Here is a 25,877-nt window from a genome sequence, read left to right on the forward strand (position 1 = left end):
AAATCGCGGCGCCCCAAAAGATCGCAGCCTTCGGCGGCTCCGATGGGATTATGTTTTTTACGGATGTACACGGTCGACGCAGGAGCTGCCGACGGCTGCGATCTTTTGATCTTTCTTTTATCGCTGCAACAAAATGCGCCCGCGACTCAAATCTGCCAGCTGCGTTTGCAAGGTATCTATCTGCCGATCGCCGATCGCCAATTGCAGTTCCACGCCATTGGCCGTGAAGGTTTCCTCCACGACCAAACCGCCCAGTTCCGCTACCCGAAGCTTTACCAGCGCCAACTCGCCAAACGCACAGGCACAACTGACCGGCACCCGGCTGATCAGCTCGATCTTCGGTGCCCCTTGCAGGCATTTGTTGGCACCGCCGCCATAGGCCCGGGCGAGGCCGCCGGTGCCCAGTTGAATGCCGCCATACCAGCGGATAACCAGCACCGCGACCTGATCGCAATCTTGCGCTTCGATCGCTGCCAGGATCGGCCGGCCAGCGGTGCCGCCGGGTTCGCCATCGTCATTGCTGCGGTATTGATCGCCGAGTTTCCAGGCCCAGCAATTGTGCGAGGCGTTCAAGTCACTGTGCTGCTCGATGAACGCTTGGGCATCAGCTGCGCTAGTGATGGGTCCGGCGAGGGCGATGAAGCGGCTTTTGCGAATCTCTTCGCGGTATTCGCAAGAACCACTGAGGGTGAAAGGCATAAGTGTCTTAGATAGCAGGCGTCAGGCCGCAGCCTTTGAGAATGATGCGGATCAGGTTGTTGCCGGCGTCTTCCATGTCTTGCTTGGTCAACTTGGTGCGCCCGGTGACACGGCAGATCTGCGTGGCAAAATCGGCGTAATGCTGGGTGCTGCCCCACAGCAGGAAGATCAGGTGCACCGGGTCGATCGGGTCCATTTTGCCGGCGTCGATCCACGCCTGAAACACTGCGGCCCGGCCCTGAAACCAGGTGCGATAGTCCTGGTTGAAATGCGCGCTCAGGCATTCACCGCCGCTGATGACCTCCATGGCGAAGAGCCGCGAAGCCTGTGGCCGGCGTCGGGAGAATTCCATTTTTGCGCGGATGTATCGGGTCAATGCTTCTGCCGGATCATCCTCGACGGTCAGGGTATTGAAAGTGCTGTCCCACAATTCAAGAATGTTACTCAGCACCGCCACGTACAAACCGAGTTTGTTGGTGAAGTAGTAATGCAGATTCGCTTTGGGCAACCCGGCATTCTGCGCGATGGTGTTCATGCTAGTGCCTTTGAACCCGTGACGGGCGAACTCGTCTTCGGCGGCTTTGATGATGGTCTCTTCGTTCTTCTGACGAATGCGGCTGGCGGGTTTGCCGCCGTGGGCTGGGACTTCAAAGGTCATAGGCACTTCCGAACAAGTAAATGGGTGCAACCAGATGCGTTGATAGCGCACCCGCAGGCCGCAGACAAGTCCTGTTGCGAAAAACCTGAACACCGCAATCCCTGTAGGAGCCGAGCTGCTCGCGAAGGCGGCTTAGCATTCAGCATCGATGGTGACTGACCTGGAGCCATCGCGAGCAAGCTCGGCTCCCACCGGTTTCTATAGTTGTTCAACGCGTCGCCGCCAGACTCTCCAGAAAACTCTCCAGCACCAAGTGGGGACGACGGCCCTTGCGTGTGACCGATGCCAGGCTCAGGTCATAAAAACGCGCCTTGGGTTTCAGTGCACGCAATCGGCCCTGTTGCACCCAGAGGCTGGCGTAATGATCCGGCAGATAACCGATGTAGCGCCCGGTCAGAATCAGAAATGCCATGCCTTCGCGATCCGACGCACTGGCGGTGCAATTGAGTGCCTGGTAATGGGCCTGAATCTCGGCGGGCAAACGGAAGGTCGGGGCGATGGCGTCCTGGCTATTGAGGCGTTCATCGTCCAGTTGTTTGTCGTCGACATAGAACAACGGGTGGCCGACCGCGCAATACAGCAGCGAACGTTCGCTGTAGAGCGGCTGATATTCCAGACCCGATAGCGCGCTGGCTTGTGGCACCACACCGACGTGCAAGCGACCGTCGAGCACGCCTTGTTCGACTTCATTGGGCGCGATCATGCGGATCTGGATCTGTACGTCCGGACCACGCTCCTTCAACTGCGCCAGGGCGTGAGTAATGCGCATGTGGGGCAGGGTAACCAGGTTGTCGGTCAGGCCAATGGTCAACTCACCGCGCAGGTGTTGATGGAGGCCATTAACCTCAGTGCGGAAACTTTCCAGCGCACTTAATAGTTGCAACGCAGATTGATAAACCTCGCGGCCTTCTTCGGTCAGGGAAAAACCGGCGCGACCGCGTTGGCACAGACGCAGGCCGAGGCGTTGCTCCAGATCGCTCATCTGCTGGCTGATCGCCGAGCGACCGATCCCCAGCACCGATTCTGCCGCGGAGAAGCCGCCGCATTCCACGACGCTGCGAAAAATCCGCAACAGGCGGATATCAAAGTCACTGACTTGCGCCAGCGGATCGGGACGACGGCTGCTCATGCTTTGTTTGCTCAAAGTTTAGTGATGGGCTGACTGAAGGTTAGAAAAGTTGGATTTCAACGACTTTATCTCCGTGGCAATTTAGCTGCAAGAACGCTTTTCATCTCCACGCCGCTTATTGCCCTGCGAGGTTTTGCCCATGAACGTGCCTGAAAACGCCCCGACTTCCCTGGCCAGCCAGCTCAAGCTCGATGCTCACTGGATGCCCTACACCGCGAACCGCAATTTCCAGCGCGACCCGCGACTGATCGTGGCTGCCGAGGGCAGTTGGCTGACAGACGACAAGGGCCGCAAGGTCTACGATTCGCTCTCGGGGCTGTGGACCTGCGGCGCCGGACACACCCGCAAGGAAATCCAGGAAGCGGTGGCCAAGCAATTGGGCACCCTCGATTACTCGCCGGGCTTCCAGTACGGGCATCCGCTGTCGTTCCAGTTGGCCGAAAAAATCACCGACCTGACGCCGGGCAATCTGAATCACGTGTTCTTCACCGACTCGGGTTCCGAGTGTGCAGACACAGCGGTGAAAATGGTGCGTGCTTACTGGCGCCTGAAAGGCCAGGCCACCAAAACCAAAATGATCGGTCGTGCTCGTGGTTATCACGGCGTAAACATCGCCGGCACCAGCCTCGGCGGCGTGAACGGCAACCGTAAACTGTTCGGTCAGGCGATGATGGATGTCGATCACCTGCCGCACACTTTGCTGGCGAGCAATGCGTTTTCCCGTGGGATGCCGGAGCAAGGTGGTATCGCCCTGGCCGATGAACTGCTCAAGCTGATCGAGTTGCACGATGCCTCGAACATTGCTGCGGTATTCGTCGAGCCAATGGCCGGCTCCGCTGGTGTACTGGTTCCGCCACAGGGTTATCTCAAGCGTCTGCGCGAGATCTGCGATCAGCACAATATCCTGCTGGTGTTCGACGAAGTGATCACCGGGTTCGGCCGTACCGGTTCGATGTTCGGCGCCGACAGCTTCGGCGTGACCCCGGACCTGATGTGCATTGCCAAGCAAGTCACCAACGGCGCGATCCCGATGGGCGCAGTGATTGCCAGCTCCGAGATCTACCAGACCTTCATGAACCAGGCGACGCCTGAGTACGCGGTGGAATTCCCGCACGGCTACACCTATTCCGCGCACCCGGTGGCTTGTGCTGCGGGCCTGGCAGCACTCGACCTGCTGCAAAAGGAAAACCTGGTGCAAAGCGTGGCGGAAGTGGCGCCGCACTTCGAAAATGCGTTGCATGGTTTGAAAGGCAGCAAGAACGTCATCGACATTCGTAACTATGGGTTGGCCGGTGCCATCCAGATTGCGCCTCGCGATGGCGATGCCATTGTGCGTCCATTCGAAGCCGGCATGGCTCTATGGAAAGCCGGGTTTTACGTGCGCTTCGGCGGCGACACCTTGCAGTTCGGCCCAACCTTCAACAGCAAGCCGCAAGACCTCGATCGTCTGTTCGACGCGGTCGGCGAAGTGCTGAACAAAATCGACTGATCTTCCTCTCTCTATATATAAAGGCGCCCTTTGAAGGGCGCCCGTGGACAACTTTTTCAGGAGCCCTGCATGAGCCTTATCCCGCATTTGATCAATGGCGAACTGGTGACCGAAGACGGTCGTACGGCCGACGTGTTCAATCCGTCCACCGGTCAGGCGATCCACAAGCTGCCATTGGCCAGCCGTGAAACCATTCAAAAAGCCATCGACTCGGCCAAAGCTGCGTTCCCGGCCTGGCGTAACACTCCGCCGGCCAAGCGTGCTCAGGTGATGTTCCGCTTCAAGCAACTGCTGGAACAGAACGAAGCCCGTATTGCACAACTGATCAGCGAAGAGCACGGCAAGACCCTGGAAGATGCGGCCGGTGAGTTGAAGCGCGGGATCGAGAACGTCGAGTTCGCCTGCGCGGCACCGGAAATTCTCAAGGGCGAGTACAGCCGTAACGTTGGGCCGAACATTGATGCCTGGTCGGATTTCCAGCCATTGGGCGTGGTGGCCGGTATTACCCCGTTCAACTTCCCGGCCATGGTGCCGCTGTGGATGTATCCGCTGGCGATCGTCTGCGGCAACTGCTTTATTCTGAAACCGTCCGAGCGTGATCCAAGCTCGACGCTGCTGATTGCTCAGCTGCTGTTGGAAGCCGGCCTGCCGAAAGGCGTGCTGAGTGTGGTGCATGGCGACAAGGCAGCGGTGGATGCCTTGATTGAAGCGCCGGAAGTCAAAGCGCTGAGCTTCGTCGGTTCGACGCCGATTGCCGAATACATTTACGCCGAAGGCACCAAGCGCGGCAAACGCGTCCAGGCTTTGGGCGGGGCGAAGAACCACGCGGTATTGATGCCGGATGCGGATCTGGATAACGCAGTCAGCGCACTGATGGGCGCGGCGTACGGTTCGTGCGGTGAGCGCTGCATGGCAATCTCGGTGGCCGTGTGCGTTGGCGATCAGGTGGCGGATGCGTTGGTGGCCAAACTGGTGCCGCAGGTCAAGGCGCTGAAAATCGGTGCGGGTACCACCTGTGGCTTGGACATGGGGCCGCTGGTTTCCGGTCAGGCTCGCGATAAAGTCAGTGGCTATATAGAAGACGGCGTTTCAGCAGGTGCGACCTTGGTGGTGGATGGTCGTGGTCTGAGCGTGGCTGGTCATGAGGAAGGTTTCTTCCTGGGCGGTTGCCTGTTCGATAACGTCACGCCAGAAATGCGCATCTATAAAGAAGAAATCTTCGGGCCGGTATTGTGCGTCGTCCGGGTCAACAGCCTGGAAGAGGCGATGCAACTGATCAACGATCACGAGTATGGCAACGGCACCTGTATCTTCACGCGTGATGGGGAAGCAGCGCGGTTGTTCTGCGATGAGATTGAAGTGGGCATGGTCGGCGTCAACGTGCCATTGCCGGTGCCAGTGGCTTATCACAGCTTTGGCGGCTGGAAGCGTTCGCTGTTCGGCGATCTGCATGCGTATGGTCCGGATGGCGTGCGTTTCTACACTCGTCGCAAGGCTATTACCCAGCGCTGGCCGCAACGAGCGAGCCATGAGGCTTCGCAGTTCGCATTCCCTAGCTTGTAAGTAGAAGGGCAGAAGGCCGACCTCTTGAGGTCGGCCTTCGTGTTTTCGGGCTTTTTGGACTTATATGACAGAAATGTGAAAATTGCTGTTGACGGCAGATTCTGGAAGTCTATAATTCGCCCCACTTCCGGCGCAGTCGAAACGGAAAACTCCTTGGTAAACAAAGAGTTACGCAGTTTTCGACAGCGGTTACGCTTCAGTTCATCGAAGCCAGAAGGAGTTGGTAAGGCCGTGTGTTTTCGCCTTATTGACGGTTCGATCATCTCGGTCGAAAGCGGAGAAAAAGAGGTGTTGACAGCAGCGAGTAACGCTGTAGAATTCGCCTCCCGCTAACGAGAGATCGGAAGCGCAAGTGGTTGAAGTTGTTAAAGATTTCCAAGCGAAACTTTGAAAACTTCTGAAAATAACCGCTTGACAGCAACAGAGGCTGCTGTAGAATGCGCGCCTCGGTTGAGACGAAAGATCTTAACCAACCGCTCTTTAACAACTGAATCAAGCAATTCGTGTGGGTGCTTGTGGAGTCAGACTGATAGTCAACAAGATTATCAGCATCACAAGTTACTCCGCGAGAAATCAAAGATGTAACCAACGATTGCTGAGCCAAGTTTAGGGTTTCTTAAAAACCCAAAGATGTTTGAACTGAAGAGTTTGATCATGGCTCAGATTGAACGCTGGCGGCAGGCCTAACACATGCAAGTCGAGCGGCAGCACGGGTACTTGTACCTGGTGGCGAGCGGCGGACGGGTGAGTAATGCCTAGGAATCTGCCTGGTAGTGGGGGATAACGCTCGGAAACGGACGCTAATACCGCATACGTCCTACGGGAGAAAGCAGGGGACCTTCGGGCCTTGCGCTATCAGATGAGCCTAGGTCGGATTAGCTAGTTGGTGAGGTAATGGCTCACCAAGGCGACGATCCGTAACTGGTCTGAGAGGATGATCAGTCACACTGGAACTGAGACACGGTCCAGACTCCTACGGGAGGCAGCAGTGGGGAATATTGGACAATGGGCGAAAGCCTGATCCAGCCATGCCGCGTGTGTGAAGAAGGTCTTCGGATTGTAAAGCACTTTAAGTTGGGAGGAAGGGCAGTTACCTAATACGTAATTGTTTTGACGTTACCGACAGAATAAGCACCGGCTAACTCTGTGCCAGCAGCCGCGGTAATACAGAGGGTGCAAGCGTTAATCGGAATTACTGGGCGTAAAGCGCGCGTAGGTGGTTCGTTAAGTTGGATGTGAAATCCCCGGGCTCAACCTGGGAACTGCATTCAAAACTGACGAGCTAGAGTATGGTAGAGGGTGGTGGAATTTCCTGTGTAGCGGTGAAATGCGTAGATATAGGAAGGAACACCAGTGGCGAAGGCGACCACCTGGACTGATACTGACACTGAGGTGCGAAAGCGTGGGGAGCAAACAGGATTAGATACCCTGGTAGTCCACGCCGTAAACGATGTCAACTAGCCGTTGGGAGCCTTGAGCTCTTAGTGGCGCAGCTAACGCATTAAGTTGACCGCCTGGGGAGTACGGCCGCAAGGTTAAAACTCAAATGAATTGACGGGGGCCCGCACAAGCGGTGGAGCATGTGGTTTAATTCGAAGCAACGCGAAGAACCTTACCAGGCCTTGACATCCAATGAACTTTCCAGAGATGGATTGGTGCCTTCGGGAACATTGAGACAGGTGCTGCATGGCTGTCGTCAGCTCGTGTCGTGAGATGTTGGGTTAAGTCCCGTAACGAGCGCAACCCTTGTCCTTAGTTACCAGCACGTCATGGTGGGCACTCTAAGGAGACTGCCGGTGACAAACCGGAGGAAGGTGGGGATGACGTCAAGTCATCATGGCCCTTACGGCCTGGGCTACACACGTGCTACAATGGTCGGTACAGAGGGTTGCCAAGCCGCGAGGTGGAGCTAATCCCAGAAAACCGATCGTAGTCCGGATCGCAGTCTGCAACTCGACTGCGTGAAGTCGGAATCGCTAGTAATCGCGAATCAGAATGTCGCGGTGAATACGTTCCCGGGCCTTGTACACACCGCCCGTCACACCATGGGAGTGGGTTGCACCAGAAGTAGCTAGTCTAACCTTCGGGAGGACGGTTACCACGGTGTGATTCATGACTGGGGTGAAGTCGTAACAAGGTAGCCGTAGGGGAACCTGCGGCTGGATCACCTCCTTAATCGACGACATCAGCTGCTCCATAAGTTCCCACACGAATTGCTTGATTCATTGAAGAAGACGATAAGAAGCAGCCCGAAATTGGGTCTGTAGCTCAGTTGGTTAGAGCGCACCCCTGATAAGGGTGAGGTCGGCAGTTCGAATCTGCCCAGACCCACCAATTTTGTGTGGGAAACGCCTGTAGAAATACGGGGCCATAGCTCAGCTGGGAGAGCGCCTGCCTTGCACGCAGGAGGTCAACGGTTCGATCCCGTTTGGCTCCACCACTACTGCTTCTGTTTGTTGAAAGCTTAGAAATGAGCATTCCACCAAGACGGTGATGAATGTTGATTTCTAGTCTTTGATTAGATCGTTCTTTAAAAATTTGGGTATGTGATAGAAAGATAGACTGAACGTTACTTTCACTGGTAACGGATCAGGCTAAGGTAAAATTTGTGAGTTTAATCGCGAATTTTCGGCGAATGTCGTCTTCACAGTATAACCAGATTGCTTGGGGTTATATGGTCAAGTGAAGAAGCGCATACGGTGGATGCCTTGGCAGTCAGAGGCGATGAAAGACGTGGTAGCCTGCGAAAAGCTTCGGGGAGTCGGCAAACAGACTTTGATCCGGAGATGTCTGAATGGGGGAACCCACCTAACATAAGTTAGGTATCTTAAGCTGAATACATAGGCTTAAGAAGCGAACCAGGGGAACTGAAACATCTAAGTACCCTGAGGAAAAGAAATCAACCGAGATTCCCTTAGTAGTGGCGAGCGAACGGGGACTAGCCCTTAAGTGGCTTTGAGATTAGCGGAACGCTCTGGAAAGTGCGGCCATAGTGGGTGATAGCCCTGTACGCGAAAATCTCTTGGTCATGAAATCGAGTAGGACGGAGCACGAGAAACTTTGTCTGAATATGGGGGGACCATCCTCCAAGGCTAAATACTACTGACTGACCGATAGTGAACTAGTACCGTGAGGGAAAGGCGAAAAGAACCCCGGAGAGGGGAGTGAAATAGATCCTGAAACCGTATGCGTACAAGCAGTGGGAGCCCACTTTGTTGGGTGACTGCGTACCTTTTGTATAATGGGTCAGCGACTTATTTTCAGTGGCGAGCTTAACCGAATAGGGGAGGCGTAGCGAAAGCGAGTCTTAATAGGGCGTCTAGTCGCTGGGAATAGACCCGAAACCGGGCGATCTATCCATGGGCAGGTTGAAGGTTGGGTAACACTAACTGGAGGACCGAACCGACTACCGTTGAAAAGTTAGCGGATGACCTGTGGATCGGAGTGAAAGGCTAATCAAGCTCGGAGATAGCTGGTTCTCCTCGAAAGCTATTTAGGTAGCGCCTCATGTATCACTGTAGGGGGTAGAGCACTGTTTCGGCTAGGGGGTCATCCCGACTTACCAAACCGATGCAAACTCCGAATACCTACAAGTGCCGAGCATGGGAGACACACGGCGGGTGCTAACGTCCGTCGTGAAAAGGGAAACAACCCAGACCGTCAGCTAAGGTCCCAAAGTTATGGTTAAGTGGGAAACGATGTGGGAAGGCTTAGACAGCTAGGAGGTTGGCTTAGAAGCAGCCACCCTTTAAAGAAAGCGTAATAGCTCACTAGTCGAGTCGGCCTGCGCGGAAGATGTAACGGGGCTCAAACCATACACCGAAGCTACGGGTATCACTTAGGTGATGCGGTAGAGGAGCGTTCTGTAAGCCTGTGAAGGTGAGTTGAGAAGCTTGCTGGAGGTATCAGAAGTGCGAATGCTGACATGAGTAACGACAATGGGTGTGAAAAACACCCACGCCGAAAGACCAAGGTTTCCTGCGCAACGTTAATCGACGCAGGGTTAGTCGGTCCCTAAGGCGAGGCTGAAAAGCGTAGTCGATGGAAAACAGGTTAATATTCCTGTACTTCTGGTTATTGCGATGGAGGGACGGAGAAGGCTAGGCCAGCTTGGCGTTGGTTGTCCAAGTTTAAGGTGGTAGGCTGGAATCTTAGGTAAATCCGGGATTCTAAGGCCGAGAGCTGATGACGAGTGTACTTTTAGTACACGAAGTGGTTGATGCCATGCTTCCAAGAAAAGCTTCTAAGCTTCAGGTAACCAGGAACCGTACCCCAAACCGACACAGGTGGTTGGGTAGAGAATACCAAGGCGCTTGAGAGAACTCGGGTGAAGGAACTAGGCAAAATGGCACCGTAACTTCGGGAGAAGGTGCGCCGGTGAGGGTGAAGCATTTACTGCGTAAGCCCACGCCGGTCGAAGATACCAGGCCGCTGCGACTGTTTATTAAAAACACAGCACTCTGCAAACACGAAAGTGGACGTATAGGGTGTGACGCCTGCCCGGTGCCGGAAGGTTAATTGATGGGGTTAGCTAACGCGAAGCTCTTGATCGAAGCCCCGGTAAACGGCGGCCGTAACTATAACGGTCCTAAGGTAGCGAAATTCCTTGTCGGGTAAGTTCCGACCTGCACGAATGGCGTAACGATGGCGGCGCTGTCTCCACCCGAGACTCAGTGAAATTGAAATCGCTGTGAAGATGCAGTGTATCCGCGGCTAGACGGAAAGACCCCGTGAACCTTTACTATAGCTTTGCACTGGACTTTGAATTTGCTTGTGTAGGATAGGTGGGAGGCTTTGAAGCGTGGACGCCAGTTCGCGTGGAGCCAACCTTGAAATACCACCCTGGCAACTTTGAGGTTCTAACTCAGGTCCGTTATCCGGATCGAGGACAGTGTATGGTGGGTAGTTTGACTGGGGCGGTCTCCTCCTAAAGAGTAACGGAGGAGTACGAAGGTGCGCTCAGACCGGTCGGAAATCGGTCGTAGAGTATAAAGGCAAAAGCGCGCTTGACTGCGAGACAGACACGTCGAGCAGGTACGAAAGTAGGTCTTAGTGATCCGGTGGTTCTGTATGGAAGGGCCATCGCTCAACGGATAAAAGGTACTCCGGGGATAACAGGCTGATACCGCCCAAGAGTTCATATCGACGGCGGTGTTTGGCACCTCGATGTCGGCTCATCACATCCTGGGGCTGAAGCCGGTCCCAAGGGTATGGCTGTTCGCCATTTAAAGTGGTACGCGAGCTGGGTTTAGAACGTCGTGAGACAGTTCGGTCCCTATCTGCCGTGGACGTTTGAGATTTGAGAGGGGCTGCTCCTAGTACGAGAGGACCGGAGTGGACGAACCTCTGGTGTTCCGGTTGTCACGCCAGTGGCATTGCCGGGTAGCTATGTTCGGAATAGATAACCGCTGAAAGCATCTAAGCGGGAAACTAGCCTCAAGATGAGATCTCACTGGGACCTTGAGTCCCCTGAAGGGCCGTCGAAGACTACGACGTTGATAGGTTGGGTGTGTAAGCGCTGTGAGGCGTTGAGCTAACCAATACTAATTGCCCGTGAGGCTTGACCATATAACACCCAAGCAATTTGCTGACCTGAAGAGGCGCCAGATTGCGGTGTGTGAAGACGAAACGAACCGAAAGTTTGTGACACTCACGAAACACCAGATCTATCACATACCCATTCGCTGGAGCGTGATCTCGCAAGAGAGAACGAGCTGGCTACCGAATTTCTTGACGACCATAGAGCATTGGAACCACCTGATCCCATCCCGAACTCAGCAGTGAAACGATGCATCGCCGATGGTAGTGTGGGGTTTCCCCATGTGAGAGTAGGTCATCGTCAAGATTAAATTCCGAAACCCCTATCTGCGTATGCAGGTAGGGGTTTTGTTTTGCCCGCAGGAAAGTTCGTACAGCATTATCGGACCGTTCACGGCTGTCACAGTCTGCCGACAGTGCTAAGGTTCGGCCCTAGCTTTTGTATTTCCCAAGGAAGCCTTTATGCCGGACGCTACGTCCCTCAGTGCTGGTTTTATGGTGGTTCACGGCAACCGCCTGGACGAGTTGCGCAGCCTGGTGGTCAGCTGGATGCGGCGCTACCCGTTGGCTCCCTTGGAAAATGAAATCGCTCTGGTACAGAGTAACGGCATCGCCCAATGGCTGAAGCTGGCACTGGCCGAAGACCCCGAAGATGACGACATGGGCGGCTGCGGAATCGCCGCCGCCATCGACGTGCAGTTACCGGGCAGCTTCATGTGGCAGCTCTATCGTATGGTGCTGGGACGTGACGAAATCCCGGTCAAATCCCTGCTCGATAAAGCCCCGCTGACCTGGCGTCTGATGCGTCTGCTACCACAGTTGATCAACCAACCGCACTTCGAACCCCTGCAGCGCTTTCTTACCAATGACACCGACTTACGTAAACGCTATCAATTGGCGGAGCGACTGGCAGACCTGTTTGACCAATATCAGGTCTACCGTGCCGACTGGCTCGAAGACTGGGCAGAAGGTCGCCATCAGCTACGAAATGGCAGAGGCGAAGCCAAAGCCCTGACTCCGGCCAACTGCTGGCAGGCGGAGCTGTGGCGTGCGTTGTTGCTGGATGTCGGTGAACAAGGCATGGCGCAAAGCCGCGCAGGCGTCCACCAACGCTTTATCGAGCGGATCAATACTCTCGACGTAGCGCCTAATGGTTTGCCTTCACGGGTGATCGTTTTCGGGATTTCTTCACTGCCTGCTCAAGCCCTGGAAGCGCTTGCGGGGCTTGCTCGATTCAGCCAGGTCTTGCTGTGCGTACACAACCCATGTCGTCACCATTGGGCGGACATCGTCGCCGATAAAGATCTGTTGCGACATCAGTACAAGCGTCAGGCTCGCAAGAGCGGCATGCCGATTGTGCTCGACTCGCAAACGCTCCATCAGCATGCCCACCCGCTACTGGCCGCGTGGGGTAAGCAGGGGCGGGACTACATCAATCTGCTCGACAGCTACGACGATCCTAATAGCTATCGCTCGGCGTTTCGTGACGGGCGTATCGATTTATTCAGCGAAAACCAGCCACAGAACATGCTCAATCAGTTGCAGGACGACATCCTGGAATTGCGTCCCCTGAACGAGACCCGCGAGCGTTGGCCTGCTGTCGATCTGAAAAAGGACGAATCGATCCGTTTTCACATCGCCCATAGCGCTCAGCGTGAAGTGGAGATACTCCACGATCAGTTGCTTGCACGATTCAGTGCTGACCCAGCCCTGAGGCCTCGCGATGTCATCGTGATGGTCCCGGACATCGACAGTTATGCCCCGCACATCCGTGCTGTCTTTGGTCAGCTTGATCGCTTTGATCCGCGCTTCATTCCTTTCACGCTTGCGGATCAAGGCCAGCGCGGCCGGGATCCGCTACTGATCGCTGTCGAACATCTGCTCAAGCTGCCCGACAGTCGCTTCCCTGTCAGCGAGATCCTTGATCTGCTCGACGTTCCGGCATTACGCGCTCGGTTTGGCGTAGAGGAGCGTGACCTGCCGACCTTGCATCGCTGGATTGAAGGCGCAGGTATTCGCTGGGGGATGAACGCCGAACAGCGCGCGGGTCTGGGCCTGCCTGATGAGCTGGAGCAAAACAGTTGGCGTTTCGGACTGCGACGGATGCTGCTGGGTTATGCCGTGGGTAGCGCCAGTGCCTGCGAGGGGATCGAACCCTATGACGAGATTGGTGGTCTGGATGCCGCACTCATAGGTCCTTTGGTCGCCCTGCTGGATGCGCTGGAAATTGCCCACCAGGAACTCACTCAACCTGCAGCGCCCAAACAATGGGGCTCGCGCTTGCAAGCTCTGGTGCAGTTGTTCTTCCTGGCCAGTAACGAGCATGACGACTATTTGTTGGCCCAACTCGAAGAGCTGCGTGAGACCTGGCTTGAGACCTGTGAGTCTGTAGGTTTGCAGGACGATTTACCGCTGACCGTAGTCCGGGAAGCCTGGTTGGCGGGTCTCGACCAAGGTCGCCTATCCCAGCGTTTCCTCGCCGGGGCCGTCAACTTCTGTACCTTGATGCCCATGCGAGCGATCCCCTTCAAACTGGTCTGCCTGCTTGGCATGAATGACGGCGATTACCCTCGCGCGCAACCGCCGCTGGATTTTGACCTGATGGGCAGTGACTACCGCCCCGGCGATCGTTCCCGACGCGAAGATGATCGCTATCTGTTGCTGGAAGCATTGTTGTCAGCACGCGACCAACTCTATATCAGCTGGGTCGGCCGCAGTATTCGGGACAACAGCGAGCGTCCTGCTTCGGTGTTGATAGGGCAGTTGCGTGACCATCTCGGCAGCGGCTGGCGACTGTGCGATGACAATGATGACCTGCTTGAGTCCATGACCCAGGAACACCCGCTGCAACCTTTCAGCGCTCGCTACTTTCACGAAGGCGATGATCTATTCAGCTACGCCAGCGAGTGGCAGGTTCTTCATCAAACCGGTGATCTGGCGACTGATATCGAAGTACTTGAACCCTACGTCCAGGACGAACCGCTGAGCCTGGGTCAGTTGCAGGATTTTCTGCGCAACCCGGTACGACATTTCTTCAGTCAGCGGCTCAAAGTGTTCTTTGAGGCTGCCGAAGTGCCTTTGGCAGATGAAGAGCCATTCGTTCTCGATGCGCTGCAACGCTATAGCCTCAGCGACAGCTTGCTCGAAGCGGCGCTGGGGCAACTGGAGCAAACCGATCAGGTACTGGAGGCGCAGGCAAAACGCCTGCAAAACAGCGGGCTTTTGCCCATGGCCGGTTTTGGCGAATGTCTTCAGAGAGAGTTGATCGAGCCGCTGCCGGATCTGCTGCTGCGCTATCAGCAACTTCTGGCGTTATGGCCGACCCCGCTCACCAGCGCGTTGCCGGTGAGTCTGGAACTACAAGGATTGCGTCTGGAGGGCTGGCTCAGTGGCCTGCATCAACGCGCAGATGGCGGGTTGTTGTCGGTGACTACGATTCCCAACAGCATCGGTTCGATCAAGGCCCGCAAATGGCATCGCCTGACGCGACCTTGGGTCAATCACCTGGTTGCCTGTGCCAGCGGCATGCCGATGACAACCGCGTTGGTGGCCAGCGACGACAGTTTGCTGCTCGGTCCGATAGAGGAGGCGGCAGCATCCCGGGTTCTGGGCGATCTGTTGTTGGCCTGGCAATCGGGCATGCGCCAGCCGCTGCCGATTGCAGTAAAAACAGCGTTCGCCTGGCTCGCTCAAACCGACCCGGCCAAAGCTGACGCCGCTGCCCGCAAGGCCTATGAAGGCGATGGCCAGACCACTGACGGCGAGCGCCGCGAAAGCCCGGCGCTCACTCGGCAATACGCCGATTACGATGCACTGATTGCCGACGAGACCTTCCCCGATTGGTGCGACGCTTTGTATCGGCCGCTGTTTGAGGCCTCCTGGCGTTCATTGAGCAGCGAGGAGGCGCGCTCATGACCACGAAAACACCGCTGGCCCTGGCATTCCCTCTGCGTGGTAGCCAACTGATCGAAGCCAGCGCCGGCACCGGCAAGACCTTCACCATTTCTGCGCTGTACTTGCGTCTGGTCCTTGGCCACGGCGGTGAGTCGAGTGGTTTTGGCCGTGAGTTGCTGCCGCCGCAAATCCTCGTGGTGACCTTCACCGATGCCGCAACCAAAGAACTGCGCGAACGTATTCGCACACGGCTGGCTGAAGCCGCACGGTTTTTCCGCGATGAGACACCGGCACCGGATGGCCTCATTGCCGAGTTGCGCGAGCAGTACCTCCCCGAACAGTGGTCCGGATGTGCAAACCGCCTGGACATCGCCGCCCAGTGGATGGATGAAGCGGCGGTATCGACCATCCACAGTTGGTGCCAGCGCATGTTGCGCGAACATGCGTTCGACAGTGGCAGCCTGTTCACCCAGACCCTGGAAACCGATCACAGCGATTTGCTCGGCGAAGTCTTGCGCGACTACTGGCGACTGTTCTGCTATCCAATGCAAGGCGATGCACTGAACTGGGTTCGCGGCAATTGGGGCGGCCCGGCGGCGTTGTTGCCGCGAGTGCGTGGGTTGTTCGCCAGCGAGCGTGACAGCGTTGAAGGTAAAGAACCTGCCGAGTTGATTGCCGAGTGCCTGCTGGAGCGACAGGCCGCTTTGCTCGAACTCAAGATGCCCTGGCGCCAATGGGCGGATGAGTTGCTTGCCATCTGTCACCAGGGCGTCGCAAGCAAGAGCGTCGATGGCCGCAAGATGCAGCCGCGCTACTTCGAACCCTGGTTCGAAAAGCTCCGGGCCTGGGCCGAAGACGAATCTCTCGAGCAGTTGGACATTGGCACCGGTTTCACTCGCCTGACCCCCGATGGTATGGCTGAAGCCTGGAAGGGTGATGCTCCCCGTCATCCCGGTCTCGATGCAATGCCAGGTCTCAAGACCAGTCTCGATAGTTTGCCGACCCCCGATGCCGCCGTGCTGCAACACGCCGCTCACTGGGTCGGTGCACGGTTCGAGGAAGAAAAGCGTCGCCGCGCGGAAATGGGCTTCGATGACATGCTGCTGCGCCTCGATGCAGCTTTGCAGTCCGAAGGCGGTGAGCGCCTGGCAACACTGATCCGCGAGCAGTTCCCGGTCGCGTTGATCGACGAATTCCAGGACACCGACCCAGTACAGTATCGAATCTTCGAGAGCATTTATCGTATCGAAGACAACAACCCTGAAACCGGTCTATTTCTAATCGGTGACCCGAAGCAGGCGATTTATGCCTTCCGCGGGGCCGACATTTATACCTACCTGCGTGCCCGCCAGGCCACCACTGGCCGCCTGCATACCCTTGGCACCAACTTCCGTTCCAGTCATGGCATGGTCAATGCGGTGAACCATGTGTTCGAGCGCGCCGAATCTCGTGAGCAGGGGCGCGGAGCATTCCTGTTTCGTGAGAAAAATGGCGAGAACCCGGTACCGTTCCTGCCCGTCGAATCCCAAGGGCGCAAAGAAGTCCTGCGCATCAATGGTCAGGTTGTACCGGCCCTGAACATCTGGCACCTGTCCGCCGATCAGCCTCTGTCTGGCGCGGTGTATCGACAACAGTTGGCCGCCGCCTGCGCCAGTGAAATCACCGCGCTGCTCAATGGCGGCCAGCAAGGTCGTGCTGGCTTTATCCAGGACGCTAAGGACTTCAGAGGTTTGCTGCCGGCGGATATCGCGATTCTGGTGCGCGACGGCAAAGAGGCCCAGGCTGTGCGTGGCGAACTTTCGGCTCGCGGTGTGCGCAGTGTTTACCTGTCAGACAAGGACTCCGTGTTCGCTGCGCAGGAAGCGCATGACCTGCTGACCTGGCTCAAGGCGTGTGCCGAACCAGATGTCGAGCGCCCCCTCCGCGCCGCGCTGGCGTGCATCACGCTGAACCTTTCGCTGGCTGAACTGGAGCGGTTGAATCAGGACGAACTGGCCTGGGAAGCGCGCGTCATGCAGTTCCGCGGTTATCGCGAGCTCTGGCGCAAGCAGGGCGTGCTACCAATGTTGCGACGTTTGCTGCACGACTTCCAACTGCCCCAAGCGTTAATCGCCCGCAACGATGGTGAACGGGTGCTGACCAACCTGCTGCACCTGTCGGAGTTGCTACAGCAGGCCGCCGCCGAGCTTGATGGCGAGCAAGCCTTGATCCGTCACTTGTCCGAGCATCTGGCATTGTCCTGTCAGGCTGGCGAAGAACAGATCCTGCGCCTGGAAAGCGACGAGCAACTGGTCAAGGTTGTGACCATCCACAAATCCAAAGGGCTTGAATATCCGTTGGTGTTTCTGCCGTTCATTTGCTCGGCAAAACCAGTGGATGGCAGCCGATTGCCGTTGTATTACCACGATGCGACGGGCAAGGCTCAGGTGAGCTTGAAGCCAACGCCGGAGTTGGTCACCCAGTCCGATGATGAGCGCTTGGCCGAGGATCTTCGGCTGCTCTATGTCGCCCTGACCCGGGCACAACATGCCTGCTGGCTCGGTGTGACTGACCTCAAGCGCGGCAATAACAACGGCTCGATGTTGCACCTTTCAGCGTTGGGTTATCTGCTGGGCGGTGGTGCGCCATTGGTCGAGTCGGCAGGGTTGCGGCGTTGGCTGGAAGATTTGCAGCAGGACTGCCCGGCGCTGAACTACGGTGAAATGCCTGAAGCGAGCGCCGAGCATTACCACCCGCCACGCAATGAAGCGACCTTGCTTGCGCCGCTGATACCCAAACGCAAGGCCAGCGAAAACTGGTGGATTGCCTCCTACAGCGCCTTGCGCATTGGCGACAGTCTGAGCGTGGGCAGTGACGAAGCTCCGGAGAGCCCGCAAGCACAAAAGCTTTTTGACGACGAACGTCTCGATCCGCAAGCGCCGCGAGAAGTGATTGCTGGCGGTGCGGATATCCATCGATTCCCTCGCGGGCCGAACCCCGGCACTTTTCTCCATGGATTGCTTGAGTGGGCCGGTGACGAAGGTTTTACCGCTGCACCACAGACTGTGGAAGACGCCATCGCCCGCCGCTGCAATCGCCGCGGCTGGGAAGGCTGGATCACGACGTTGAGTGACTGGCTACAGCATTTGCTCAAATCCCCGCTGCACATCGGCGGCGGGCAGGCACCGGTGGTGTTCGAGCAACTGACCCAATACCGGGTCGAGATGGAGTTCTGGTTCGCCAGTCACAAAGTCGATGTGCTCAAACTCGATGAACTGGTGCGCCAATACACCCACAACGGCGTGGCCAGGGTGGCTGCCGAGCCGGTGCTGCTCAATGGCATGTTCAAAGGCTTCATCGACCTGACATTCGAGCACGACGGTCGTTATTACGTCGCTGACTACAAGTCCAACTGGCTGGGCATCGATGATGCGGCCTATACCGAGCAGGCCATGGAGCAGTCGATTCTCGATAACCGATACGACCTGCAATATGTGTTGTACCTGCTCGCCTTGCATCGCCAGCTCAAGGCGCGGCTGGTCGATTACGATTACGACCGGCATGTCGGAGGAGCGTTGTACCTGTTCCTTCGCGGTACGCGCGCGGCCAGCCAGGGCGTGTATTTCGCCCGTCCGCCACGGGAGCTGATCGAGCGTCTGGACCGGTTGTTCCAAGGCAAGCCAGAGCCCAAGGCCGAACCCGCCTGGGAACAGGGAGTACTGCTATGAGTCGCACCTTCGCCGATTTGCTGCCCACGCCGTTGGCGGCCGAAAGTCTGGCGGACCTGGCCCCCCTGAGTCGCGCAGATGACTTGTTGCTGCTGCTCACCCGCTGGGTCGAACGCGGTTGGCTGCGGGCGCTGGATAAAGCCTTCGTGGCCTTTCTCCACGAACTCGCCCCCGACGATGATCCACTGGTACTGCTGGCCGCCGCGTTGACCAGTCATCAGTTGGGCCACGGCCATGTTTGCCTGGATCTGTTCGAAACGCTGAAAGAGCCAGACTTCGCCCTGTCGCTGCCGCCGGAAGGTGATCTGCAAAGTGGCGCGATGTTGCTGCCGTCGCAATTGCTTGAGGCGTTGGAGGGTGCTCATTGGTGCAAGGTCCTGGCGTCCAGCACCCTGGTGGCTCTGGCCGTCGACGGGCGTGAAGCCGCGCAGCACCGGCCGTTGGTGCTGTCGGGCAAACGCCTGTACCTGCGCCGCTACTGGGCTTACGAACGGCGGATCGATAACGCCCTGCATCAGCGCCTGGCTGCACACGAAACAACACCGAGTGATTTGCCCCAACGCCTGACCGGCCTGTTCGGTCCAGCCAGGCCTGATGAAGTGATCGACTGGCAGAAGCTCGCTTGCGCCCTGGCTACCCGTAGCGCATTCAGCATCGTCACCGGTGGCCCGGGGACCGGCAAGACCACCACGGTCGTGCGCTTGCTCGCATTGCTCCAGGCTCCCGCGATTGAGGCCGGCAAACCGCTGCGCATTCGTCTCGCGGCACCCACTGGCAAAGCTGCCGCACGATTGACCGAGTCCATCAGCCAGCAGGTCCAAACCCTGGAGGTTGCTGAAACAGTGCGGGAGAAGATCCCGTCGGATGTGACCACCGTGCACCGTTTGCTCGGCAGTCGTCCCGGTACCCGGCATTTCCGGCACCACGCCGGCAATCGCTTGCCGCTGGATGTATTGGTGGTGGATGAAGCCTCGATGATCGACCTGGAAATGATGGCCAATCTGCTCGACGCATTGCCGGCCCATGCCCGTCTGGTGCTGCTCGGTGACAAGGATCAACTGGCGTCGGTAGAGGCCGGTGCCGTCCTGGGCGATCTGTGCCGCGATGCCGAAGCCGGTTGGTACAGCCCGCAGACACGTCAGTGGCTGGAGGCAGTCAGCGGTGAAAACCTCCGTAGCAGCGGTTTGCACGAAGACATCAACGGAACGCATCCCCTGGCTCAGCAAGTTGTGATGCTGCGTCACTCGCGGCGCTTCGGCGAGGGCAGTGGCATCGGTCAGTTGGCCCGTTGGGTCAACCAGCAGCAACCTGAGGAAGCCCGCAAGTTACTGGCGGCTGGAAGCCATGGCGACGTATTTTCCCTGCCTCTCAAGGGTGAGCAGGACCGGGCGCTGGAGCGGTTGTTGCTCGAGGGGCATGGCGAGGGGCCGCAAGGTTATCGGCATTACCTGAGTCTTTTGCGCAGTCAACGGCCTCCGCTCAACAGCCCGCTCGACGATCCATGCTGGGCCGATTGGGCTCGACTGGTGCTGCAAGCCTTCGACGCCTTCCAGCTATTGTGCGCGGTACGCAAAGGGCCTTGGGGGGTGGAAGGCTTGAATCAGCGAGTGACCGACGCGCTGCTCAAGGCTCGGCTGATCGACAGCGACCACCAGTGGTACGAAGGTCGACCCGTGCTGATGACTCGCAATGACTATGGCCTGGGGCTGATGAACGGCGATATTGGCATTGCCCTCAAGCTGCCGGAACGTGAGGGCCCCGACGCTGGACGGCAAGTGTTGCGTGTGGCCTTCCCGCGCAACGATGGTCAGGGCGGTGTGCGCTTCGTCCTGCCAAGTCGGCTGAACGATGTCGACACCGTGTACGCCATGACCGTACACAAATCCCAAGGCTCGGAATTTGCCCATACGGCGTTGATTCTGCCGGACGCCCTGAACCCTGTGCTCACCAAGGAACTGATCTATACCGGAATAACCCGGGCCAAACACTGGTTCACCCTGATTGAGCCTCGCGCCGGTGTATTCGAAGAGGCTGTGCGGCGCAAGGTCAAGCGTTTGAGCGGGTTGATGCTGGAGCTGGAAGAGGGGATCGAACCGGGTCACTGAAAAGGGGCGCAGACGACGGAATCTGTCCGAAGTGCGGTGGTGCGTGGCCTCGCTGGTGTTTCGGTGCTGTGCTATCGTTGCGGCATCATTTCGTTGCGATCGAAGAGAATCCCTGCATGAAGGTGGCTGTCTGGGCGACAGAGCGCGTTGTTGGCTGCAAGCAAGTGCTGCTTGCCGGCCTTCTCTGTTTGTTGACGGGCGTTGCCTTCGCTCAGCCGGAAACCGCCCTGAGCAAGGCCGACCAGCGTGCCAGATCGGTCACTCAGGTGGTGCTCGGGATCCTCAGTTATGCCCGGTGGCCTGTTGAGCCTCAACAGTTGCGTCTGTGCGTGGTCGGTCCTACCGAGTACACCGACGACCTGGTCAAGGGCGCTACCCAGGCTACTGGTCGGCCTGTCACCGTGCGACGGCTTTTGGCCGACAACCCGGCGATTGCCGGTGAATGCGACGCGGTGTACATCGGCAAGTTGACCAGCGACGAACGCAGTCGATTATTCGCCTCGCTGACAGGGCGCCCGGTGGTGAGCATCAGCGAAGGCGGCGATCAATGCACCGTCGGCAGTCTGTTCTGTCTGCGTGTCGGCGATGAACAGGTGTCCTTCGAGGTCAACCTCGACTCGGTCGCCCGCAGCGGTGTGCGCATTCATCCCAGTGTGCTGCAACTGTCGCGCCGCAAACCGGCGGCACCATGAGTCTATTCAAATCTCGTATACGTCCGACATTAGGGTCGCTTATCGGCCGTGGGCATTTGATCGTCGCCTTGGTGGGCGTGGCCATGGCCAGTATTTCGTTGACCCTGCTGGGTGTTCTGGCCTTGCGGGTTTATGCCGATCACAACCTGCATCTGATCGCCCGTTCGATCAATTACACCGTGGAAGCCGCGGTGGTGTTCAACGATAAGGTCGCCGCCACTGAGGCGCTGGCGTTGATCGCGTCCACCGAAGAAGTGGCCGACGCACAGGTGATGGACGAGCAAGGCGAGTTGCTCGCACGTTGGCAACGAGCGGAAACGGGATTGCTCTCCGATCTTGAAATGCAGATCGCCCGGGTGATTCTGGAAAAGCCCATCAGCATGCCGATCGTCCATCAAGGTCAGGAAATCGGCAGCATCTTGCTGATCGGGCACGGTGGCAGCCTGATGCGCTTTTTGCTCAGCGGTCTGATGGGAATCGTCTTGTGTACCGCCATCAGTGCCTGGGTTGCGCTCTATCTGGCGCGGCGGCAATTGCGGGGGATCACGGGCCCTTTGCGCAGCCTGGCTACTGTGGCTCACGCCGCCCGCAGCGAGCGAGCCTTTGACCAGCGCGTACCGCCCGCCGACATTGCCGAACTCGACAACCTGGGCAATGACTTCAATGCCTTGCTCGATGAACTCGAGTCCTGGCAGACCCACCTGCAAAGCGAAAACGAAACCCTGGCCCACCAAGCCAGCCATGACAGCCTGACCGGACTGCCGAATCGAGCGTTTTTCGAAGGCCGCCTGATGCGTGCCTTGCGCAATGCCGGCAAGCTCGATGAGCGAGTGGCCGTGCTGTTTCTCGACAGCGACCGGTTCAAGGAGATCAACGATAACTTCGGCCACGCTGCCGGCGATGCGGTGCTGGTCGCCGTGGCAACCCGGGTTCGTGCACAACTGCGTGAAGAGGATCTGGTCGCGCGTCTGGGCGGCGACGAGTTTGCAATCCTGCTCACACCGCTGCACAAGGCCGAAGACGCCGAACGGATTGCCAACCAAATCATTGCCAGCATGGAAGTGCCAATCCCCTTGCCGGGCAGTATCCAGGTGTTGACTTCACTCAGTATCGGCATCGCCGTGTACCCCGATCATGGGGTCACACCGGGTGAGTTGCTCCATGCTGCCGATGCCGCGATGTACCAGGCCAAACGCCTTTCCCGAGGCGCGCAGCAAACGGCAGGGGCGGAGCTCCCTGTCGTCCATGTTCAAACCAGGAGCTAATTTTTGTGTTCACCTTCAATCAGCATTCGTTACGACGTTTCACAATGACCCTCTTCCTGGCCTTGCTGGCATTGACCGGTTGCCAGACGGCACCGCAAAAGGGCCTGACCCCAGCGCAGCTCGCTGTGCTCAAGCAGCAAGGTTTCGAAATGACGGATGATGGCTGGGCCTATGATCTGTCAGGCAAAGTTTTGTTCGGCAGTGATGTCGAGAGTCTCAACACCTCCAGTACCGAGATCGTCGAGCGCATTGGCAAGGCGTTATTAAGTGTGGAAATCGAGCGCGTGAGAATCGACGGCCACACCGATGCTTCGGGCCAAGAGTCCTATAACGAACAGCTTTCCCTGCGGCGGGCGAAAAGCGTCGGCAAGGTTTTGGCCGCAGTCGGCATAAAAGAACAAAACATCCAACTGCACGGCCTGGGCAGCAGTAAGCCCGTCGCTTCCAACGACACCGCGGTCGGACGCACCGAGAACCGTCGGGTGTCGATCGTGGTGAGCGCGGATTAATCGGCGAACAACATCTCCCGACTTTCCCCCATCAACAGCCCTTGATTCTGCTCGGTAACGCTACGGATGTAATCCCACAACAACGTGATCCGCTTGAGCTTGCGCAGGTCTTCGCGGCAGTACATCCAGAACTGCCGGGTAATGGTGATCTCTTGCGGCAACACCGGCAGCAATCGCGGGTCCTGAGCCGCCAGGAAGCACGGCAGAATCGCCAATGACCGTCCCTGCTGCGCCGCCACGAACTGCGCAATCACACTGGTGCTGCGCAGATTGGCACTGGCACCGGGCAACACATTCGCCAGGTACAGCAGCTCCGAGCTGAACGCCAAATCGTCCACATAACTGATGAATTGATGCTTGCCCAAGTCTGCCGGGCGGCGGATTGGTGGGTGCTTGTCCAGATAATCCTGGGTCGCATACAGCTGCAATTTGTAATCGCAGAGTTTGCAGCAGACATACGGGCCGTGCTCCGGCCGCTCCAGCGCGATGACGATGTCTGCCTCGCGCTTGGACAGGCTGATGAAGTGCGGCAGCGGCAGGATGTCCACCGAGATCGCCGGGTAGGCGTCGACGAAATGGCTCAGCTGCGGAGTGATGAAAAAGCTGCCGAACCCTTCGGTGCAGCCCATGCGCACATGGCCGGACAACGCTACGCCTGAGCCCGAAACCTGCTCGCAGGCCATGTGCAGAGTGCTTTCGATCGACTCGGCGTAACCCAGCAGCCGCTGGCCTTCGGCAGTCAGGACGAAACCGCTGGTCCGGGACTTTTCGAACAGCAACGTGCCCAACGAAGCTTCCAGCGAACTGATGCGTCGCGACACGGTGGTGTAATCCACCGCCAGGCGCTTGGCCGCGGTGCTGGCCTTGCGAGTGCGGGCAACCTCGAGGAAAAACTTGAGGTCATCCCAGTTCAACGAGCCTAAAGACGTGATGTTTTTTTGCATGATGGACCGGCTTTTATGTGCGTTCTTATTAGAAGTTTGCACATCTATACTCCAAAAACAGTCCGACAACCAATTCGCGACACACGCCTCATCTCAAGGCGACTTTCTCGCCTTGGCTCCAAAGATCGCTCTCTAAATAAGAACAACGTCCGGAGACCAAAATGAACGCATCGTTAGAAACCACCGTGCAAAAGGTCAAATTGTTGATCGATGGCGAGTGGATCGAATCCCAGACCACCGAATGGCACGACATCGTCAACCCGGCGACCCAACAAGTGTTGGCCAAAGTCCCATTCGCCACAGCCGCCGAAGTCGATGCCGCCATTAGCGCCGCCCATCGCGCCTTCCAGACCTGGAAGCTGACGCCGATTGGCGCGCGGATGCGCATCATGCTCAAGCTTCAGGCGCTGATTCGCGAACACTCCAAGCGTATTGCCGTGGTGCTCAGCAATGAGCAGGGCAAAACCATTGCCGATGCTGAAGGCGATATCTTCCGAGGCCTGGAAGTGGTCGAACACGCTTGCTCCATTGGCAGCCTGCAAATGGGCGAGTTCGCCGAGAACGTCGCTGGCGGTGTCGACACCTACACCCTGCGTCAGCCGATCGGCGTTTGTGCCGGCATTACCCCATTCAACTTCCCGGCGATGATTCCGCTGTGGATGTTCCCGATGGCCATCGCCTGCGGCAACACCTTCGTGCTCAAGCCATCCGAACAGGACCCGATGTCGACCATGCTGTTGGTGGAACTGGCCATCGAAGCCGGCATTCCGCCGGGTGTGCTCAACGTCGTTCATGGCGGCAAGGATGTGGTGGATGCGCTTTGCACCCACAAGGACATCAAAGCTGTTTCGTTCGTCGGTTCGACCGCAGTCGGTACTCACGTCTACGACCTGGCCGGTAAACACGGCAAGCGCGTGCAATCGATGATGGGCGCCAAGAACCACGCTGTTGTGCTGCCCGATGCCAACCGCGAGCAAGCCCTCAACGCTCTGGTCGGCGCCGGTTTTGGCGCGGCCGGGCAACGTTGCATGGCCACCTCGGTGGTGGTGCTGGTGGGCGCGGCCAAGCAATGGCTGCCAGATCTGAAAGCACTGGCGCAGAAACTCAAGGTCAATGCCGGCAGCGAGCCGGGCACTGATGTTGGTCCGGTGATTTCCAAGCGAGCCAAGGCGCGGATTCTCGATCTGATCGAAAGCGGCATCAAGGAAGGCGCCAAGCTCGAACTGGACGGTCGCGACATCAGCGTTCCGGGCTACGAGAAGGGTAACTTTGTTGGCCCGACCCTGTTCTCTGGCGTCACTCCCGAGATGCAAATCTACACCCAGGAAATCTTCGGCCCGGTGCTGGTGGTATTGGAAGTCGATACCCTCGATCAGGCCATCGCCCTGGTCAACGCCAACCCTTTCGGCAACGGCACGGGTTTGTTCACCCAGAGCGGTGCGGCGGCGCGTAAATTCCAGACGGAAATCGACGTCGGCCAGGTCGGCATCAACATCCCGATTCCGGTGCCGGTGCCGTTCTTCAGCTTCACCGGTTCCCGTGGTTCGAAGCTCGGTGACCTCGGTCCGTATGGCAAGCAAGTGGTGCAGTTCTACACTCAAACCAAGACCGTTACCGCGCGCTGGTTCGACGACGACAGCGTCAACGACGGTGTGAATACCACCATTCACTTGCGTTAAGGAGCC

13 protein-coding genes, 2 tRNA genes and 3 rRNA genes are annotated in these 25,877 nt (G+C 57.6%); 14 read left to right on the forward strand and 4 right to left on the reverse strand.

Annotated features, from left to right (window positions below):
• Positions 1–117 precede the first annotated feature (117 nt).
• From AB3226_RS18205 to AB3226_RS18215, 3 genes are all read right to left on the reverse strand, one after another.
• The gene (locus AB3226_RS18205) at positions 118–699 is read right to left on the reverse strand and encodes a YigZ family protein (protein WP_367374072.1); all 582 of its coding nucleotides are present in this window, start codon (positions 697–699) and stop codon (positions 118–120) included.
• Positions 700–706: 7 nt separating this feature from the next.
• Complete coding sequence (locus AB3226_RS18210; protein ID WP_367374073.1) at positions 707–1,357, reverse strand: TetR/AcrR family transcriptional regulator; 651 nt, start codon at positions 1,355–1,357, stop codon at positions 707–709.
• A 208-nt stretch (positions 1,358–1,565) separates the two neighbouring features.
• Complete coding sequence (locus tag AB3226_RS18215) at positions 1,566–2,486, reverse strand: LysR family transcriptional regulator (RefSeq protein WP_008006295.1); 921 nt, start codon at positions 2,484–2,486, stop codon at positions 1,566–1,568.
• Positions 2,487–2,625: 139 nt separating this feature from the next.
• Between AB3226_RS18215 and AB3226_RS18220 the strand changes: the two genes are divergently transcribed.
• The 13 genes from AB3226_RS18220 (at position 2,626) to AB3226_RS18280 (ending at position 23,248) form a co-directional block, all read left to right on the forward strand.
• Positions 2,626–3,975 carry an aspartate aminotransferase family protein gene (locus AB3226_RS18220; protein ID WP_030128382.1) on the forward strand — a complete coding sequence of 450 codons (1,350 nt, stop codon included), beginning with the start codon at positions 2,626–2,628 and terminating at the stop codon, positions 3,973–3,975.
• A 69-nt stretch (positions 3,976–4,044) separates the two neighbouring features.
• Complete coding sequence (locus tag AB3226_RS18225; protein ID WP_007906810.1) at positions 4,045–5,538, forward strand: CoA-acylating methylmalonate-semialdehyde dehydrogenase; 1,494 nt, start codon at positions 4,045–4,047, stop codon at positions 5,536–5,538.
• Between the two features lie 636 nt (positions 5,539–6,174).
• A 16S ribosomal RNA gene (locus tag AB3226_RS18230) occupies positions 6,175–7,713 on the forward strand.
• An 82-nt stretch (positions 7,714–7,795) separates the two neighbouring features.
• Positions 7,796–7,872: transfer RNA gene (locus tag AB3226_RS18235), tRNA-Ile, on the forward strand.
• Between the two features lie 30 nt (positions 7,873–7,902).
• Positions 7,903–7,978: transfer RNA gene (locus AB3226_RS18240), tRNA-Ala, on the forward strand.
• A 236-nt stretch (positions 7,979–8,214) separates the two neighbouring features.
• Positions 8,215–11,106 (forward strand): 23S ribosomal RNA (locus tag AB3226_RS18245).
• A gap of 161 nt (positions 11,107–11,267) precedes the next feature.
• Positions 11,268–11,383, forward strand: a 5S ribosomal RNA gene (gene rrf, locus AB3226_RS18250).
• Together the 16S, 23S and 5S rRNA genes with 2 tRNA genes alongside form the textbook arrangement of a ribosomal RNA operon.
• Before the next feature lie 155 nt (positions 11,384–11,538).
• Complete coding sequence (gene recC / locus AB3226_RS18255) at positions 11,539–14,991, forward strand: exodeoxyribonuclease V subunit gamma (protein WP_367374074.1); 3,453 nt, start codon at positions 11,539–11,541, stop codon at positions 14,989–14,991.
• Positions 14,988–18,677, forward strand: a complete 3,690-nt coding sequence (recB, locus tag AB3226_RS18260; protein WP_367374075.1) for an exodeoxyribonuclease V subunit beta — start codon at positions 14,988–14,990, stop codon at positions 18,675–18,677. Before recC ends, recB begins: the two co-directional genes overlap by 4 nt.
• A complete protein-coding gene (recD, locus tag AB3226_RS18265; protein ID WP_367374076.1) occupies positions 18,674–20,782 on the forward strand; it encodes an exodeoxyribonuclease V subunit alpha in 2,109 nt (702 codons plus the stop codon). Before recB ends, recD begins: the two co-directional genes overlap by 4 nt.
• Before the next feature lie 116 nt (positions 20,783–20,898).
• Entirely contained in the window at positions 20,899–21,474 is a 576-nt protein-coding gene (locus tag AB3226_RS18270; RefSeq protein ID WP_258619873.1) for a YfiR family protein, read from the forward strand.
• Positions 21,471–22,739 carry a diguanylate cyclase domain-containing protein gene (locus AB3226_RS18275; RefSeq protein ID WP_367374077.1) on the forward strand — a complete coding sequence of 423 codons (1,269 nt, stop codon included), beginning with the start codon at positions 21,471–21,473 and terminating at the stop codon, positions 22,737–22,739. The genes AB3226_RS18270 and AB3226_RS18275 overlap by 4 nt, the downstream gene beginning before the upstream one ends.
• Positions 22,740–22,783: 44 nt before the next feature.
• Positions 22,784–23,248, forward strand: a complete 465-nt coding sequence (locus AB3226_RS18280) for an OmpA family protein (RefSeq protein WP_367375813.1) — start codon at positions 22,784–22,786, stop codon at positions 23,246–23,248.
• Here AB3226_RS18280 and AB3226_RS18285 read toward each other — a convergent pair.
• Positions 23,245–24,192 (reverse strand): LysR family transcriptional regulator, encoded by a 948-nt coding sequence (locus AB3226_RS18285; RefSeq protein ID WP_367374078.1) that lies wholly within the window; start codon positions 24,190–24,192, stop codon positions 23,245–23,247. The genes AB3226_RS18280 and AB3226_RS18285 overlap by 4 nt on opposite strands.
• Before the next feature lie 161 nt (positions 24,193–24,353).
• Between AB3226_RS18285 and AB3226_RS18290 the strand changes: the two genes are divergently transcribed.
• Complete coding sequence (locus AB3226_RS18290; RefSeq protein WP_367374079.1) at positions 24,354–25,871, forward strand: CoA-acylating methylmalonate-semialdehyde dehydrogenase; 1,518 nt, start codon at positions 24,354–24,356, stop codon at positions 25,869–25,871.
• The last annotated feature ends 6 nt before the right edge of the window (positions 25,872–25,877 follow it).

This window comes from Pseudomonas lini (assembly GCF_964063345.1).
GTDB classification, from domain to species: Bacteria; Pseudomonadota; Gammaproteobacteria; order Pseudomonadales; family Pseudomonadaceae; genus Aquipseudomonas; species Aquipseudomonas lini_B.